Consider the following 16282-nt stretch of genomic DNA (forward strand, 5'->3'; position numbering starts at 1 on the left):
ATCCGATCAACAATTCGTGGCCAGCTTAACGTCTTCGCAATCGTGTGACAGCCATATTTGCAAAGACGATTGGACATTCCTTCAGAATTCAGTTGTGCAGGAATTGGGAATCTCAGCGCTCCCTCTGATTCCACTGGGTAACGCCCTAATATCCCTTGAAATTGCGCATCCGTTGCAATTCAAGATAGATCGAAGTCCTCACTCCATCCCGACATTCGATCCCCTCATTTCCAGTCTCCGCGTCTAGTTCTGACCCTCTGCTGCCTCTTGGCAGGGCCGGGCTGGCGCGTAATGCCGTTAACTGGCAGCATATTTCCCGACCCCTCCTTGTAAGGCAACTCTTTTTTGTAAGAAATTCCGCGTCTGCACGTCTACGCAACTAAACGGCCAGCGCCGTCATAAAACTTGCTCGATCCGGGCAAAATCAGTCAGGAGTAGTTATGCAGAAGGACGACAAAACAGAAAGCCGTTGCATTCAGCCTGTCAGCCGCCGCCGTTTCGTTCAGGGGTTGGCCGTCGGTGGAGCGGTCGCGGCCCTCGATTGGAAAGGGTTACCCGCTTTCGGCGAAAGCGCACCCCATACGCCGCCACTTCTTTCCGGGAAACACTTCGATCTGACCATCGACTCTTTGCCCGTGAACTATACGGGGCGCCGTTCCGTAGCCACTGCGGTCAATGGCTCGGTGCCGGGACCTATTTTGAGATGGAAGGAAGGCGATTCGATCACGATAGCAGTGACCAATCGCCTGAAAGAACCAACCTCGATACACTGGCACGCGATACGGCTCCCCGCGGACATGGACGGCGTTCCGGGATTGAGCTTCCCGGGCATAGCACCGGGCGAGACCTTCCTCTACAAATTTCCCGTAGTGCAGAATGGCACAGCCTGGTATCACAGCCATAGCCGGTTTCAAGAACAGATCGGATTGGTTGGCGCGATTATCATCGAGCCGCGCGGGAAGGACCCCATTGAATTTGACCGGGAATATGTTGTGTTTCTTTCCGACTGGACCGACACCAATCCAGAAACACTCTTCAGCAACCTGAAACAGCAGAGCAACTATTACAACTATCATCGCCTCACCTTGCCCAACTTCATCTCCGAGGCGAAGCGGAACGGCCTGGGCCGGACGATTTCCAACCGGTTTATGTGGGCGAAGATGAACATGAGCCCGACCGACATTCTCGATGTAACGGGCACTACCTATACCTACCTGCTGAATGGGAACAACCCGGCCACAAACTGGACTGGCCTATTCAAATCCGGAGAACGAGTCCGTCTTCGCTTCATCAATGGATCTTCAATGACAGCTTTCGATGTACGGATACCCGGCTTGCCGATGACCGTAGTGCAGGCCGATGGCAACGATACTGAGCCGGTCCAAGTGGATGAATTCCGGATCGCTGTCGCCGAAACCTATGACGTGATCGTGCAACCGCAGGACGCTACCGCTTATACCATCTTCGCGCAATCGCAGGATCGCAGCGGATATGCGCGTGGGACGCTCGCCCCAAGAATGGGAATGACAGCAGCAGTTCCTGCGATGGACCCGGTCCCCATGCGCCCAATGTCGGACATGGGCATGGACATGGGCAACATGAAGGGCATGAAAATGGAAGGTATGTCCGGTATGGACATGTCTGGCGTGGATGGAATGACTAAGAAAGACATGCCCGCAGCCGGAAACGGTTCCGGCATGAATATGGATCACTCAAGCATGGAAGGCATGGACATGAACCATATGGACATGAATTCCAATTCGGCCATGCAGGAAAAACAATCTGGAGATCATGCCCACCAGATGATGGGCGGCATGGAAATGGGCAGCAGAGATGGCACAACACCCTTTCCTCAACCGGGACCGAACACCATGCCAATCATGTCCATGTCGATGCCTGAAATGAAAAAGGCTGAAGCAACGCTGAAGCCGTCCAATCCCGTGAAGCTGCATACCGGTCCGCAAGTCGATAACGTGGCGATGCATGTCACCAATCGGCTGAATGATCCCGGCATCGGACTGGAAAACAACGGGAGGCGCGTGTTGACTTACGCAGACCTGCGTGCCCGCTACCGTGGCGTAGATGGTCGACCGCCGACCCGCGAAATAGAGCTGCACCTTTCGGGAAACATGGAACGCTTCATCTGGGGATTCAACGGCGAGAAATTCTCCAGCGCTGAACCGATTGAAATGAAGCTCGGCGAGCGGATACGCATCGTGCTTGTCAATGACACCATGATGGAGCACCCCATCCATCTGCACGGCCTGTGGAGTGAGTTGGAGAATGGGCATGGAGCATTCAATCCATACAAGCACACCATTAGCGTGAAGCCCGCGGAGCGCATGAGCTATCTGGTCAGCGCGGATACACCCGGCCATTGGGCCTTTCATTGTCATCTGCTCTATCACATGGAGGCTGGAATGTTCAGAACGGTGGTGGTCTCATGAGCATCCAAATCAAAGTTAAATATTGCACACTTCAGGCGAAATACTTTTTACTTACCTGCACGATTGCTATCGCAGGACTGCTGTCCTGCTGCATACAGGCGGCAAATGCACAAACGCCGACGCCACAAACCTCCGGCAAAGCGGCCGCCACAATACCGGCAATGGAGCCGCCGGTCATGGACAGTCACATCTTTTCCCATATTCTGCTCGATCAATTCGAGGGCCGCACCAATGGCTCGGATCACGAATTGCGATGGGATGGAGAAGCCTGGATTGGCACGGACATGAACCGGCTGCGGCTCAAATCGGAAGGGATTAGCAACAACAGCACCGTCAGCGATGGCGACCATGAAGCCCTGTATGAGCGACCCATTCCGCATACGCGCTATTTCGATGCGCAGGTTGGTGTCCGTGCCGATCTGGATTCAGGTCCGAGCCGCACCTGGGCCGCAATAGGCATCGAGGGACTGGCGCCTTACTATTTCGAGTTTGCGCCTACTCTTTACATCCGGGACGGCGGTCACGTGGCAGGGCGCATTACAGGCTCCTACGATTTATTGCTTACGCAGCGGTGGATTGTGCAGCCGCAGGCTGAGTTGAACTTTTACAGCAAGGATGACCCTTCGCGTGGGCTAGGCTCTGGCCTTTCGGAGTTGGATACTGGCATCCGCCTGCGATACGAGATCAGCCGCAAGTTCGCTCCCTATATAGGGTTTGCCTATAACGGAAAGTACGGCGGTACAGCCACCTATTCGCGCCAGGCAGGAGAAACCACAAGCGAACCTCGCTTCATATTCGGCCTTCGACTCTGGTACTGAAATGAGGCCATGCCAATTCATCATGATTGGCATGGCCCGTTGATCCCTCTAACTCTCTGCCAGAATAGGACTCCGCCATGAAACGCTCTTTCGTGATTCCTGTGTCGATACTGATCTTCTTTGGTCTGCTTGCAGCAGGAGCATGGCTTTACATGAAGACTGCAATGCACGGCTTCAGCGCTCGTGCAAAGCCATCCCGAACCGAAACCATGCTGGCCACGTATGCCCGCAATACGGCTATGCCGTCGTCTGCAAAGCAGATGAAGAACCCCGTTCGGCTGTCGCCCGATGTGCTCCATGAGGCGATGGCTCATTTCGCGGATCATTGCGCAGTGTGCCACGGGAACAACGGCAGCGGAAATACGATGTTTGGCAACGGCATGTATCCGAAACCCCCGGATCTCAGATTTTCTCGCACTCAGGACCTGACGGATGGGGAGATCTTCTACATCATCGAGAATGGCATTCGGATGTCTGGAATGCCTGCGTTCGGGGGTGCAGATACGGCAGATCAAAGCTGGAAACTCGTGTACTTCATTCGCCATCTTCCTCGCTTGACTCCTGCCGAGGAAGCTCAAATGGAATCTCTCAATCCAAAGAGTCCAGATGAGTTTAGGGAAGAACAGGAAGAGCGAAACTTCTTGAACGGCGAGGCAGAATCGCCGCAACCACAAACCGCAACGCACCATCACTAGGAATTTGGAGAATATATGAAAAAGCTATTCGGAACTATTGTCGCAATAATCCTTATTGCAGGTGTTGCTTACGCTCATGGCGGCATGGAGCACATCATGGGGACTGTCGTAAGCATGACAGACAACTCGATCACGGTTAAAACAATGGCCGGAAAGACCCAGACCGTCAGCACGACCGCGGATACAAAGTACACACAAATGGATAAACCGGTTGCCATGAAGGATCTGAAAGAAGGCGACCGCGTCGTGATCGAAGTAGCGAAGAAAGATGGCAAATTGATCGCTGTTGAGGTTAAGGTCGGCATGGCCGGGATGAAGGGAATGCACGGCGACATGAGCAGAATGAGTATGGACCAAGATGGCGGAGCGATTTTCGCCCCAAAGAACTGCTTCGGGACGAGTCTGCCCGTAGGAACGAGTCCCCTCGTTGCATAGACGTTCAGAGAGACTGTCAAAACCTATCTGAGGCCCCAGGAAGGAGGGAGAACCATTATGCGTAAGTTCATTTTCGGGTTTGTAGCAGGCATTGCTGTTCTTTTATTGGTGGCCTTCTGCTACGTCCGCTTTGGGTTTATAGACCCACGCGCGGACAAAGAAGTTAGCTTGCTTGAAAGCAAGATCGCAATGCCTTCACTGGATGCCGCAGTTGACCGGCGCGCTTCAGAGGCGAAGAATCCAATTCAGCCCACGGATGCCAACCTGACCGCTGGGATGAAGATTTACCAAACAAATTGCGCGAGTTGTCACGGAGACATCCAGCGTCGGCGCGCGCCCCTTGCCGATTCTCTCTATCCCCGCGCACCACAATTCCTTGAGGACGCGCCGGAGATGCCCGAAAGCCAGAACTTCTACATCATCCAACACGGTGTCCGCATGAGCGGAATGCCCGCATGGAAGCAGGCTCTCAGCGAACAGGAAATATGGCAGGTAACCAGTTTCCTAAGCCACATGGACAACTTATCGTCACAGGTATCCGATGCGTGGAAAACAGCCGCTGGTGGTTCGCCGAATGCAAACCCGTCACCCGATGCGAACAAGATGCAAATGAATGACAAGAAGGGCATGAAAATGCCCATGTGACATAAGACGAAGCATCTAAACAAACGCACTCTTCGGAGAACGCTCTTGCTTATTCAGCCCATCGATTATTTTCTTCTCATTTGGTTCATTCTCGCGGCGGGTTCCACCACCTACGTTGCGATAGATCAGTTTCGCAACAACCCCGAGCCAACGGTGATGCGATGGGGCTTCATTCTCATCACGCTCTATATGGGTCCATTTGGGCTGCTTCTATATGTGCTTGCCGACAAAGAACCGAAGCCGGGCACACATGAGCAGTTCATCAAGCCGCTATGGAAACAAGGGATCGGCAGCACCATTCATTGCATAGCGGGAGATGCTACGGGCATTATCGCGGCTGCTGTGATCACAGCCACGCTTGGACTGCCGATGAAGATAGACCTGATTGTTGAGTATCTGGCGGGCTTCTCTTTTGGGCTTTTCATCTTTCAATCCCTGTTCATGCAGAGCATGATGGGCGGGACTTACTGGACAAATGTCCGTAAGTCCTTCCTTCCAGAGTTCATCAGCATGAACTGCATGATGGCGGCAATGGCACCCGTCATGAGCTTGCTTATGATGGGCCGGGACATGCGCGCGATGGAGCCGACGCAACTCATCTTTTGGGGCGTGATGTCGCTCGGAGTTTCGGCTGGCTTCGTTATGGCATACCCGGCAAATGTCTGGATGGTGAAGCGCGGTTTGAAACATGGCCTGATGACAGAACGGAAGCCCGGCTCTAAGTTTGCAAGCGAAGCTCCGGTAGAGATGAAGATAGAGCATCAGGGTAGCCATAAAGGCGGTGCTGAACACCACGAGATGGGGGGAGGAGAAACGACGAGACCTCAACTCCTTGCAGTGGCGGGAGTATCACTTCTTCTACTTATTGCCGGCATAGTGGCACCGGCGAACTTCGTCAATATGTCACTGAGCGCAAAAGACGTTGGCGGGCTGGTAATGCCACGAGGCATGATTATGGACCGCGACACACCAGCCGACGCCATGCGCGATATGTCGTTCGTCAACCCGAAACTGGTCACAGAAACTTACGGAATTGACCAACGAGGTGACCGACCGCTCGAACCCCGTATTGACAATGGGGTTAAGGTATTCGATCTAACTGCCTCGGTCATACGTTGGCACATTCTTCCCAATGTCGCGGTCGATGCCTATGCCTACAATGAGCAGATTCCCGGACCACGATTGCATTTCAAGCAAGGCGATCACGTTCGCATCAACGTTCATAACCACTTGCCGGAAGCAACCACCATTCACTGGCATGGCCTGATCGTCCCGAATCAAATGGACGGCCCCGGAGACATCACACAAAAGCCTATTGCACCAGGACAAAGCTATACCTATGAATTCACCGTAAAGCAATTCGGCACCTACTTTTATCACCCACACTTCCTGCCTGACCGACAGCAGGCCCTTGGACTATACGGAGCAATCATTATTGATCCCGCTAATCCTCAAGATGAGATCAAAGCCGATCATGAATATGTGATTCAGCTTCAAGAGTGGCTGATGCGCGAGGGGCTTACCTATCCAGCGATGTTCATGGAAGGCGGCCTGGCAAATTACTTTACGATCAACGGAAAAGCATACCCTTCAACAGACACGATTCATATGAAGGTGGGAGAGACATTGAAGGTTCGCTTCATTGGAACCAACAATAACTTTGTCCACCCAATGCACATACATGGAGGACCATTCACGGTAGTCGCGAGAGATGGCGAATCTATCCCGGAGTCGGCCCGCTTCGAGGCCGATACCGTGAACGTCGGCCCTGGGCAGCGATACGACGTGATCTGGCCTGCGAGGAAGCCTGGCAAGTGGCTCATCCATTGCCATATTCCTCACCATACTGCGAACAACAACGTCGAGGAACAGGGCGGCGGTGGATTGATGCTGATTATCGACGTGGAGTGACCCACTATGCCAGAACACACAAACAACACGGCGGACGTATCGGTAGATCGAATGGAGCGTATTGCCGCTCTTCGGACCCAATTCCTGAACTTTCTTTCACGCCGCCTGGGCGACAGAGCGACTGCCGAGGATGTTCTTCAATCCGCGTACATCAAGGCACTCGAACATGGCGGGGGAATCCGGAAAGAGCAAAGTACCGTCGCCTGGTTTTATCGCATTCTCCGAAACGCTATTGTGGATCATTACCGCAGGGCCTCCGCCAGGGACAGAGCGGATGCTGACTTTGCAGCTCAAAGTCCGACAGCGTATGAAGCCGAACTGGAGCAAACGGTCTGCGCCTGTATCGAGGACGTAATCCGGGACCTGAAGAGCGACTACCGTGAGGCTATCGAGCGCGTCGATCTGGGAGGCCAGACTGTGGAAGACTTCGCCCGGACGCAGCAAATAACTCCAAACAATGCTTCGGTGCGTCTGTACCGTGCAAGGAAGGCCGTTTCAAAAGAGTTAACGATGCTCTGCGGGACTTGTGCAGAGCATAAGTGCCTGGATTGCAGCTGTCGGCGAAGTCAACTGTAAGATCGCGCTCCCAGATGCGTCAGCAGCAATAGAAGAACAAAAAGGGGGAAACAAATGTGCTGCTGTGACAAACCCACCGTTGATGTAAAAGACCCGGTTTGCGGAATGACGGTTGATCCAACCAGGGCCGCGGGGTCAAGCGAATATCAAGGGACGACCTATTTCTTCTGCTCTGCCAACTGCAAACAGAAGTTCGACACCGCACCCGATCAGTACGTTCAGCCGTCTGGTTGTTGTGCTGCCGCTCCTAAAGCAGAAGTGCAAACCGTCATCGACCCGGTCTGCGGGATGAAAGTCGATCCTGTGAAGGCAGCGGCAAGCGTAGAGCACAACGGAAGAATATTCTATTTTTGCAGCCAGGGGTGTGCGACCAGGTTTCGCGCCAATCCGGAGAAGTATCTTCATCCGCAGACTGCCGCCAAGCCTAAAGCCCGGCCCAGAGATAAAGAGAAGCAGATGGAATATGTCTGCCCGATGGACCCGGAGGTAAGCAAAATCGGGCCGGGTAGCTGTCCGAAATGCGGGATGGCACTGGAGCCTGCTGCGATCAGCGCGCCCGCAACTCGCGTGGAGTACACCTGTCCGATGCATCCAGAAATCGTGCGCTCCGAGCCAGGCAATTGCCCAATATGCGGGATGGCGCTCGAACCTCGCGAGATTACGATGGAAGAAACCAATCCAGAGCTTGCCGATATGAAAAGGCGCTTTTGGATCAGTGTCGCTCTAGCTATCCCCATGCTTGCGCTGATGGTTTCCGAATGGCTGCCATCTAAACCTCTTCAACATCTGCTTTCGGCCAGAACCTGGGCATGGATTGAGTTCGCCCTTGCCACCCCAGTTGTCTTATGGTGCGGCTGGCCGTTCTTCGTCAGGGGCTGGCAATCCGTTGTTAACCGCAGTCTCAATATGTTCAGTTTGATTGCTCTGGGAACAGGAGCTGCCTACCTCTACAGCGTTACGGCGACTGTCGTCCCACAGATTTTTCCCGCCTCATTCCGGATGGCAGACGGCCAGGTCGGTTTGTACTTCGAGCCAGCCGCAGTCATCATCGCTCTTGTTCTATTAGGGCAGGTCATGGAACTGCGTGCCCGGAGCCAGACCAGCAGTGCGATCCGCGCGTTGCTCGGGCTTGCTCCGAAGTTGGCCCGACGCATCAATGAGCAGGGAATTGAAGCAGACGTGCCGCTCGACCAGGTTCAAGTCGGAGATCGGCTGCGCGTTCGACCGGGTGAAAAAGTACCCGTCGATGGCGTTTTGCTTGAGGGCCACAGCTCCGTCGACGAATCGATGGTGAGCGGCGAACCGATACCAGTTGAGAAGGAAGCCGGTGCAAAGGTCATAGGCGGGACGGTGAACAGCACAGGCGGCTTCGTTATGCGTGCGGATCGCGTCGGCGCGGACACGCTCCTCTCTCAGATCGTGAAGATGGTAAGCGAAGCTCAGCGGACGCGCGCACCAATCCAGCGTCTTGCCGACCGCGTTTCTTCCTATTTCGTGCCGGCTGTGATCCTGACGGCTATCCTCACCTTCATTGTTTGGTATTTGGTCGGCCCTCAACCCCGCTTCGCGCACGCTCTGGTCAACGCCGTCGCGGTCCTCATTGTCGCCTGCCCATGTGCCCTCGGCCTCGCTACGCCAATGGCAATTATGGTCGGCACCGGGCGCGGGGCTGGCGCGGGCATTCTCATTCGCAATGCTGAAGCATTGGAACTCTTCGGCAAAGTAAACACGCTTCTGGTGGATAAGACCGGAACGTTGACTGAGGGAAAGCCCACGCTGAACAATGTGGTCCCACAGCCGGGCTTCAATGAAAACGAGTTGCTGCAACTTGTCGCCACTCTTGAGCGTTCGAGTGAGCACCCGCTGGCTGCGGCAATCGTGCGAGGAGCCGAGGCAAGAAAGCTATCGCTAACCGATGTTCAGGGCTTCAGTTCCACAACCGGAAAGGGAGTGCAGGGTACGGTGAATGGCAGGCACGTTGCCGTCGGAAACGCGGAACTGTTTCGCAATCTTTCCATCAATCCCGAACCCCTGATCGCGCAAGCCGAGTCGATGCGAAACGATGGCCAGACCGTGATGATGGTCGCTGTGGACGGCAAAGCGGCGGGACTGGTCAGTGTTCTCGATCCCATCAAAGAATCGACGCAGGAGGCCATTCGGGAGCTGAAAGCAGCCGGTTTGACGATCATCATGATTACGGGCGACAACGCTACGACGGCAAAGGCCGTCGCAGGCCGTCTTGGCATCGAGTTTGAAGCCGACGTTCTGCCTCAAAAGAAGGCCGATGTCGTCAAAGCGCACCAGCAAGACGGATCGATCATCGCGATGGCTGGAGATGGCGTGAACGATGCACCGGCGCTGGCTCAGGCCGACATTGGAATTGCGATGGGGACCGGCACAGACGTAGCAATGGAGGCGGGCGGTATCACCTTATTGAAGGGCGATCTGCGGGGCATTCTCCGTGCTCGTCGCCTAAGTCAGGCCACAATGAGGAATATCCGGCAAAACCTATTTTTCGCATTCATTTATAACGTGGTTGGCGTCCCGGTCGCGGCGGGAGTTCTATATCCCGTATTTGGCCTTTTACTCAGCCCGATGATTGCAGCGGCTGCCATGAGCTTTAGCTCTGTCTCGGTGATTGCCAATTCGCTAAGGCTGCGTACGACGAACATCTAGGTTGCCGACTGTAGCCACTCTTCGTCTGACAAATCCAGCAGCTTGTCGCCTAATTCCAGCACACAACGTGGCCAATGACAGCAGGAATGTAAACGGATGCGCCTATTACTCAGGTCTCCTCATCTTTGCAGTCTCGGCGCGAAACAGGAAAAGAGCGGCAAGACCGAACAGCACTTGAATAGAGCTGAAGATTGCAAAAGCTGCTCCAAAACCGAGCGGGACCGCAGCGCCGAATACCATGCTGCCTAGGCCAAATCCAGTAAACAGCATGAAGACGTTCAGCCCCATCGCCTGTCCGGCCCGCTTGCCTCCCAACTGCGTCACAATTCCGGCAAACAACGGCTGCGTCATGTCATAGCCAAGCGATAGCAGCGTTATAGCGAGTGCCGCCGCGAGGAGCGGCAGATCCAAGATCAGAGCCGCAACCGATAATGCGGCAATTACTAGGCCCAGCGGTATGAGCCAACGCCGTCCCCAGCGGTCCGCCCAACGGCCAATCACCGGCCCCAAAAGAAATCCCGGCACCCCGTAGCCCAGAAGAGAGAGACCAATGCCAATTTCTCCTAGATGATACCGCTGGGCGAAGAAAACGCCGAGCCAAGTGTAGACCCCGGAGTGAAACAGACTATTTAGCAAGACATAGCCGTATGTGCGTGCTCCGCGCGCATTGTCGAGCAGACTACGGTATCCCTTCATCACATCGGTAACAGAGAGGGCCGATGCAATTGTTTGTCTGCTCAGGAGTGGGTTGTACCTGAGCAGTAATCCAAACACGACCACAGACACAGATGCCACGCCGACAAAAAGCATTCGCCAGCCGATGTATGGAGTAAGTATGACTCCAAAGCTGGAACCGAACGCCATTCCGCCTGCCATGGCTCCAAACAACCAGCCTAGAGGCCGTCCGCGTTCCTCGTATGGGAAGAAATCCCCTATAAGCGCCAACGCCAACGGAACAACCCCGCTCGCGCCCAATCCCGTCAAGAACCTCCACCAGAGGATTTGGGGAGCGGAACGCGCCGTCGCTGTAATGAGGGTGAGGAGGATGAATGCGGCCAACGATCCAAGCATGATGCGGCGGCGACCGAGCCGATCGGAAAGCAGTCCATAAAACAGAGTGGATAAACCATACGGGATCATGTAGGCCGGTACCATCAGGCCGATGAATTGCTCAGACACCCCAAATGAATGGGAGAGGCGGGGGATGAGAGGTGCCACCATATAGGCTTGAAAGAAAATCAAGAACGTGGCAGCGGCGAGTGTCTGAATCAACTTTTCACGTTGCGCAGGAGAAATTGAAACGGTAGCTCCGGCCTGATCGAACATGGTGAAGAACTCCGGAGTGAGCGAGTACCGAATGAAGCCCCGGTTAATCAGAACGGCGGAAATTACTGACCCTTCAGGGAAAATATCACTCGCGGGACTCTTGTTTGTTGAGCAAAATTCGCCATGAGGCCGGCGCGGTGTACGGCAACCCGTAAACACCACGTCGTCTCATTTGGCAATGCAGTTTAGAGTTGAACGCCGATTCCAGCAGCACGCAACGCATGTTCTTCCGGTCCACCACCAGAGCAGCATTCGGCGAGTTTGCCGTCTACGACGACAGCAGGAACACTATGGACGCCATAGCGTTTGGCTTTTGCTGCTGCTTCGGGTTGGTGCATGTTATGGACAATAACATCGCATGACCCACAGGCCAGGCTCTGCACGAGTGCAACGGTTTCATCGCACACGCTGCACGCTGCGCTGAAGACTTCCACTTTTCTCTTGTTGACAGCCATTTTATTCTCCTTGAGCGCCCCTAATCCGTGGAACTTCTCCGTTGCGGGGGCGCAGATACAACGGGAAGTCGTTGGCCAACCGTTCCAAACAGAGGCCACGATGAGCAACCCCAATCCGGCGTACAGAACAGGATTGGAAGCTAAAGAAAACTTTCCGAACAGGATGAAACTGGCTGCAAATATTCCCAAAGCAAACGGCACGTATCCGCGCCGTCGGCGTGCGCGGAACCCAAGCATCCCCACAGCCAAAAGAAGAAATGCCGCAGTCATCGGCAGCAAATATGCCGTCGAGATCAGGAAGCCAAGACCTAGCGAAGAAAGCAGCCCCGCATATGCTGGCCAACAGGCCGGACAGGCAACTTTAGGCAGTAACGAGAGTCCAACGCCGGGTACAGCAAGCAGGCTCTGCTTCCAAGTACGTTCGGTCATACAAACTCCTTTCCATCCAGACTTTCGAGGATGGGACAGTTTTTCAAAGGGCCACAACCAGAGCAGTCCTGCGCCATCCGCAAAAGACTTGTGTGAATGGCTTGGAGATGGCGAATCTTCTGTTCAACGTCCGCGATCTTTGCCTGGGTCCGCTTACGAATGTCGGCCTGTGTCGTATGAGCGTCTATGCGCAAGAAAAGCAGGTCCTTGATCTCCTTTAGCGAAAAACCCAGACCCTGAGCGCGCTTGATGAAGCGAATCCGCCACACAGACTCGGACGAAAAGATCCGATATCCAGCTTCGGTACGGGATGAGGGCGCAAGGAGCCCCTGACGCTCGTAGTATCGAATCGTCTGAAGATTTATTCCTGCCTGTTTCGCCACTTCGCTTATGGTCAAACTATCCATGAATCAACGGTAAGCCCTGTACCTAGGTATAGAGTCAAGGCCGAAACGACAAAAACTTAAGAATGCTCGTCAGATCGTCAGAATGGATAAGTTCGGTGGGAGGCCAACCCTTCCTCTTGTCAGCTAAAAGCAACCCCAAGATTCTCTGTCGCTTTGCAAGCTTTTCTCTTTTGGGGTGCCCAAAGGGGATATTTCTCTTTATGAGTCAGTCCGTGAGATCAGCCACTACAACAATGACCCTGCAACTGGATTGGCGGACACTTCATGGACCCATATGAGCAGAAGATACAGCAATCGCCAGCCTTTGGCCGAATCAGAGCTTTGCATTGCACGCACTCATGAAAAAAGCAGCAGGAATCTGAAGGCATCGTCTCCACCGTTTCGTGGCCACAAAGCGGGCATGTTAACCGTGATTCAAGGACAACCTCAGAAGAAGTCATTTTGGCGTCCCATGGTGCAGTGTTGAAGGGAAGCCAGCATTCGTGGTGGCTTTCACTAATGCTGGTGGACTTGCCTTATCGGGGTCGTACTTTACGATTGCAGTCTTGTGATCGTAGTCGACCCTGGCATTCATCACCCCAGGCACTTTTTCAAGAGCTTTCCGAATGGTGATCGAACACATGGAGCAGGTCATGTTCTGCACGTCGAGAACGGCTGTCTGCGGGGTTGCGGCGAAGGTCGTTATTGGCAGGCCGATCAATATACAAGCAAGGAGTTTTCGTATCATAGGTTCCTCAGTGAGAGAAGAGTGGCATCAGCCACGGCACAGCGATGAGGCCGAGCAGCAGCGGTGCGACGATCCAGAAGATGAGCCGCTGAGCGTTTCTGGTGCGATCCGCATCGCAAATTGCTTCTGAATCGCAGCTTTGGGGAACGAAATAGAGCTTTCGGAAGGTGAGCCCGAGGAATAGCAAGACGAGCACGATGAAGACGGGGCGGTATGGCTCCAGGGCTGTAAGGTTGCCGATCCACGCTCCCCCGATTCCCAAGCTCAAAAGCAGAAGCGAACCTACACAACAGACGGACGCTCCGATACTGGCCAGCACTCCGCCGGCGAGGGCGATTTTCGCATTGAAAGGTGATCGCATTTTCAGGCAGCTCTTTTCAACATCACTCTAAAGTCCGTACCATAGTACGGAGTCAAGAGAGATAGATATGAGCAACGACCTGACGATCGGCACGCTGGCAAAACGCAGCGGCGTAAACGTGGAGACGATCCGTTACTACCAGCGCCGTCATCTGCTGCATGAACCATCGAAGCCGCCTGACGGCTATCGCCAGTATTCATTGGAAACGGTGAAACGGGTACGGTTCATCAAAAGGGCTCAAACCCTGGGATTCACTTTGGAAGAGGTCAGCGGATTACTGGGAATTGATGAAAGAAAAGCCTGTCTGGAAACGCGAGAGATTGCGGCGCAGAAATTGACACTCATAGAGCATAAGATCGTCGAACTCTCTAGAATGAAGAAAGCTCTATCCGGTCTGGTGCGCGCTTGCGATATTTCTTCCGGGGGTGAACCATGCCCAATCATTCATCTTCTGATACAGGATTAACATCTTTGATCTCTAACGGGTATCCCACGATCGTTTGAGGACATACCGAATCTAGCTGTTTTGGTACTTCTTGACTTCATTACACTGCGCCTTTGCTTTAAGTAAATCCGAAACTTGAGTCGGAAGATGTGCTGATTTTCAGATCAAGAGCAAGTCGTCTGGATTGTCATTCGTCCCTGCTAGAACAATTCAGAATGCCATCACAAGCCCGTCGGGCGGGCGGGCATAGTCGCTTCTGCGCCTTGTGCAGGAGCAACGCCCAGGGTGGGAAGACGGGCGGACGAAAAAGGGGGTCGGCGGGTTCAAGGACCAAGTGCAACAGATATGTGTAGTGGAATCATAGAAACCGCCGCCGCCGTGCCGTGGGAAAGTGGGAAACGTCCTTTGTTTTCCATCTTTTCCATGGCAGCTTTTAGACATCTCCAGGAGAACATTGATCTTATTTGTTGCACTTCGACCTTGAATCCACCGTCTGCTGTTCGGCAGACCCCAATGACGCTTCCGGTCTCAAGCCGATTTTTTGGCTTTTTGCGGTACAGCTTGTGCTGTGGTTCTTTTTGCCACCTTAACTTTTTCCTTGGCGGAAAACTCCTGTTTCACCTTCAAACCGATGGCATCCACATCCACCTTATATACAGTCGCGGCATCGCGGAGAACCTGCGTTGCATTCTGCCGCGTGGCAGCGTGGATGATGGTGATCTCTACCAGAATGCGGCCGAGTTCGCATTCTTCGGCACGGCGCAGGTAAGCGGTAAACAGCTTCCCGATGGAGTCGCTTTCTTTGGCTTTCTTGATGCCGTGCTGACGGGCGATGATGGCGAGACGGTTTTCATCCAACAATGATGCAAGCCGTTCCACGACAAAAAGCAGGTCGCGCTTCATCAACCGCACCGGAACGGCTGCGGTGATGGCGGCAAGGATGCGAATACCGGTGGTGTTGGCAATCGCCTGTTCTTTACGCTGCTTCTCCTGTTCGGCCTTCCACTTGGAATCATCGGCTATCTGGTGCGGACGCTTTTTGGGATGATGCACGGGGCAATTTGCCTCGGTACATACCTTGCGAAATTCGCCCTTGTCGATGCCATCCGAGATGATGGCTTCGATGGTGTATTTGCAGGTCTTGAACTCCGGTCGGGTAGCCTCTTCTTTGGTCGCGGGCTTCTCTGGCCGTATTTCGATGTACCTGTTGCGCGGAAGTGTGGCGCTGCCTTCCTGCTGCTGGCCGTAGGCCGTGCTGATTTGCACGAGTTTAGGTTTCGCAGCAATGGATTTCGCTACATGCGCGTCCACTTTGGCGTGATAGCAGGTTGGGTCGGTACAGGCATCCTGTTTGCCCATGTCGGAGAACAGGAGCTTGTTGTGTCCTGTCCGCTTCGGGCAATCCACGCAGCTACCTGCCGCTGGCACAAGCTGCGTGTCTCGTTTGTCGAATGGAGCAAGTTTGAGCATGAGAAGAATGTTGCTCTCGATCCAGAATCGCAGTTGACGGACGGGAAGAAGGATACGCGCAGGTTTCTCGCTCCCGCCGCTATAAACTTCTTTGAAACAGGCGGCAAGCGCCTGTTCCTGCTGTTCGGGTAGGAGCTTCGCCAGCAGGAGCGCATGGCCGACGCCGATCTCCTCGCGGTGAAAGGCTTCGACCACGGCGGGCGCAAGCTCGGTCAACTTAAGACGAGCCGCGACGTAAGCCGGACTCTTCCCGGTACGGGCGGCGATTTGTTCGATGCTGTACTTCGGCTCCTCCAGATTCAGCAGAGCGCGAAAACCGCTGGCTTCTTCCATCGGGTGAACATCGCGCCGCATAAGATTTTCAACTTATCTTTAGTCCTTCAGAAGCAGTCCATGACGTCTACGACGTGCCATTTCACAACGTCGTGGAATTGTTAACTGTAGAGCGTCTATGACGTG

Annotated in this window: 16 protein-coding genes; 9 read left to right on the forward strand and 7 right to left on the reverse strand. The window is 54.1% G+C overall.

The genetic code is table 11. The features are described 5' to 3' along the window. Window positions 1-440 precede the first annotated feature (440 nt). The 8 genes from C7378_RS18070 to C7378_RS12120 all read left to right on the forward strand — a co-directional run bounded on the left by C7378_RS18070 (window position 441) and on the right by C7378_RS12120 (window position 10203). Window positions 441-2447, forward strand: a complete 2007-nt coding sequence (locus C7378_RS18070; RefSeq protein ID WP_131996857.1) for a copper resistance system multicopper oxidase — start codon at window positions 441-443, stop codon at window positions 2445-2447. Continuing rightward, window positions 2444-3265 (forward strand): copper resistance protein B, encoded by an 822-nt coding sequence (locus C7378_RS12090; protein WP_131996860.1) that lies wholly within the window; start codon window positions 2444-2446, stop codon window positions 3263-3265. Before C7378_RS18070 ends, C7378_RS12090 begins: the two co-directional genes overlap by 4 nt. 164 nt (window positions 3266-3429) lie before the next feature. Continuing rightward, the gene (locus tag C7378_RS12095; protein WP_165876789.1) at window positions 3430-3960 is read left to right on the forward strand and encodes a c-type cytochrome; all 531 of its coding nucleotides are present in this window, start codon (window positions 3430-3432) and stop codon (window positions 3958-3960) included. Window positions 3961-3975: 15 nt separating this feature from the next. Continuing rightward, window positions 3976-4395, forward strand: a complete 420-nt coding sequence (locus tag C7378_RS12100) for a DUF5666 domain-containing protein (RefSeq protein WP_131996866.1) — start codon at window positions 3976-3978, stop codon at window positions 4393-4395. Between the two features lie 57 nt (window positions 4396-4452). Beyond that, a complete protein-coding gene (locus C7378_RS12105) occupies window positions 4453-5040 on the forward strand; it encodes a c-type cytochrome (RefSeq protein WP_131996869.1) in 588 nt (195 codons plus the stop codon). A 45-nt stretch (window positions 5041-5085) separates the two neighbouring features. Continuing rightward, entirely contained in the window at window positions 5086-6951 is a 1866-nt protein-coding gene (locus C7378_RS12110) for a multicopper oxidase domain-containing protein (protein WP_131996872.1), read from the forward strand. A gap of 6 nt (window positions 6952-6957) precedes the next feature. Beyond that, the gene (locus C7378_RS12115) at window positions 6958-7527 is read left to right on the forward strand and encodes an RNA polymerase sigma factor (RefSeq protein WP_131996875.1); all 570 of its coding nucleotides are present in this window, start codon (window positions 6958-6960) and stop codon (window positions 7525-7527) included. Between the two features lie 54 nt (window positions 7528-7581). Further along, the gene (locus C7378_RS12120; RefSeq protein ID WP_131996878.1) at window positions 7582-10203 is read left to right on the forward strand and encodes a heavy metal translocating P-type ATPase; all 2622 of its coding nucleotides are present in this window, start codon (window positions 7582-7584) and stop codon (window positions 10201-10203) included. 105 nt (window positions 10204-10308) lie between these two features. Here C7378_RS12120 and C7378_RS12125 read toward each other — a convergent pair whose 3' ends face one another. From C7378_RS12125 to C7378_RS18270, 6 genes are all read right to left on the reverse strand, one after another. Continuing rightward, entirely contained in the window at window positions 10309-11529 is a 1221-nt protein-coding gene (locus C7378_RS12125) for an MFS transporter (RefSeq protein ID WP_131996881.1), read from the reverse strand. Between the two features lie 185 nt (window positions 11530-11714). Beyond that, window positions 11715-12413 (reverse strand): MerC family mercury resistance protein, encoded by a 699-nt coding sequence (locus C7378_RS17990; RefSeq protein WP_131996884.1) that lies wholly within the window; start codon window positions 12411-12413, stop codon window positions 11715-11717. Then, on the reverse strand, window positions 12410-12820 hold the full coding sequence (locus C7378_RS12135) for a heavy metal-responsive transcriptional regulator (RefSeq protein ID WP_131996887.1): 411 nt from the start codon (window positions 12818-12820) through the stop codon (window positions 12410-12412). The genes C7378_RS17990 and C7378_RS12135 overlap by 4 nt, the downstream gene beginning before the upstream one ends. 218 nt (window positions 12821-13038) lie before the next feature. Further along, a complete protein-coding gene (locus C7378_RS18075) occupies window positions 13039-13260 on the reverse strand; it encodes a GDCCVxC domain-containing (seleno)protein (RefSeq protein ID WP_131996890.1) in 222 nt (73 codons plus the stop codon). Continuing rightward, window positions 13257-13547 (reverse strand): heavy-metal-associated domain-containing protein, encoded by a 291-nt coding sequence (locus C7378_RS18265; RefSeq protein WP_207901420.1) that lies wholly within the window; start codon window positions 13545-13547, stop codon window positions 13257-13259. Before C7378_RS18265 ends, C7378_RS18075 begins: the two co-directional genes overlap by 4 nt. Window positions 13548-13554: 7 nt before the next feature. Next, entirely contained in the window at window positions 13555-13908 is a 354-nt protein-coding gene (locus C7378_RS18270) for a mercuric transporter MerT family protein (RefSeq protein WP_131996893.1), read from the reverse strand. A gap of 67 nt (window positions 13909-13975) precedes the next feature. Here C7378_RS18270 and merR point away from each other — a divergent pair, with 67 nt between their 5' ends. Further along, on the forward strand, window positions 13976-14374 hold the full coding sequence (merR, locus tag C7378_RS12155; RefSeq protein WP_131996896.1) for an Hg(II)-responsive transcriptional regulator: 399 nt from the start codon (window positions 13976-13978) through the stop codon (window positions 14372-14374). Between the two features lie 507 nt (window positions 14375-14881). Here merR and C7378_RS12160 read toward each other — a convergent pair. Next, window positions 14882-16156 carry a chromosome partitioning protein ParB gene (locus C7378_RS12160; protein WP_341539147.1) on the reverse strand — a complete coding sequence of 425 codons (1275 nt, stop codon included), beginning with the start codon at window positions 16154-16156 and terminating at the stop codon, window positions 14882-14884. Window positions 16157-16282: the final 126 nt, after the last annotated feature.

The sequence above is a fragment of the Acidipila rosea genome, assembly GCF_004339725.1.
GTDB lineage: Bacteria > Acidobacteriota > Terriglobia > Terriglobales > Acidobacteriaceae > Acidipila > Acidipila rosea.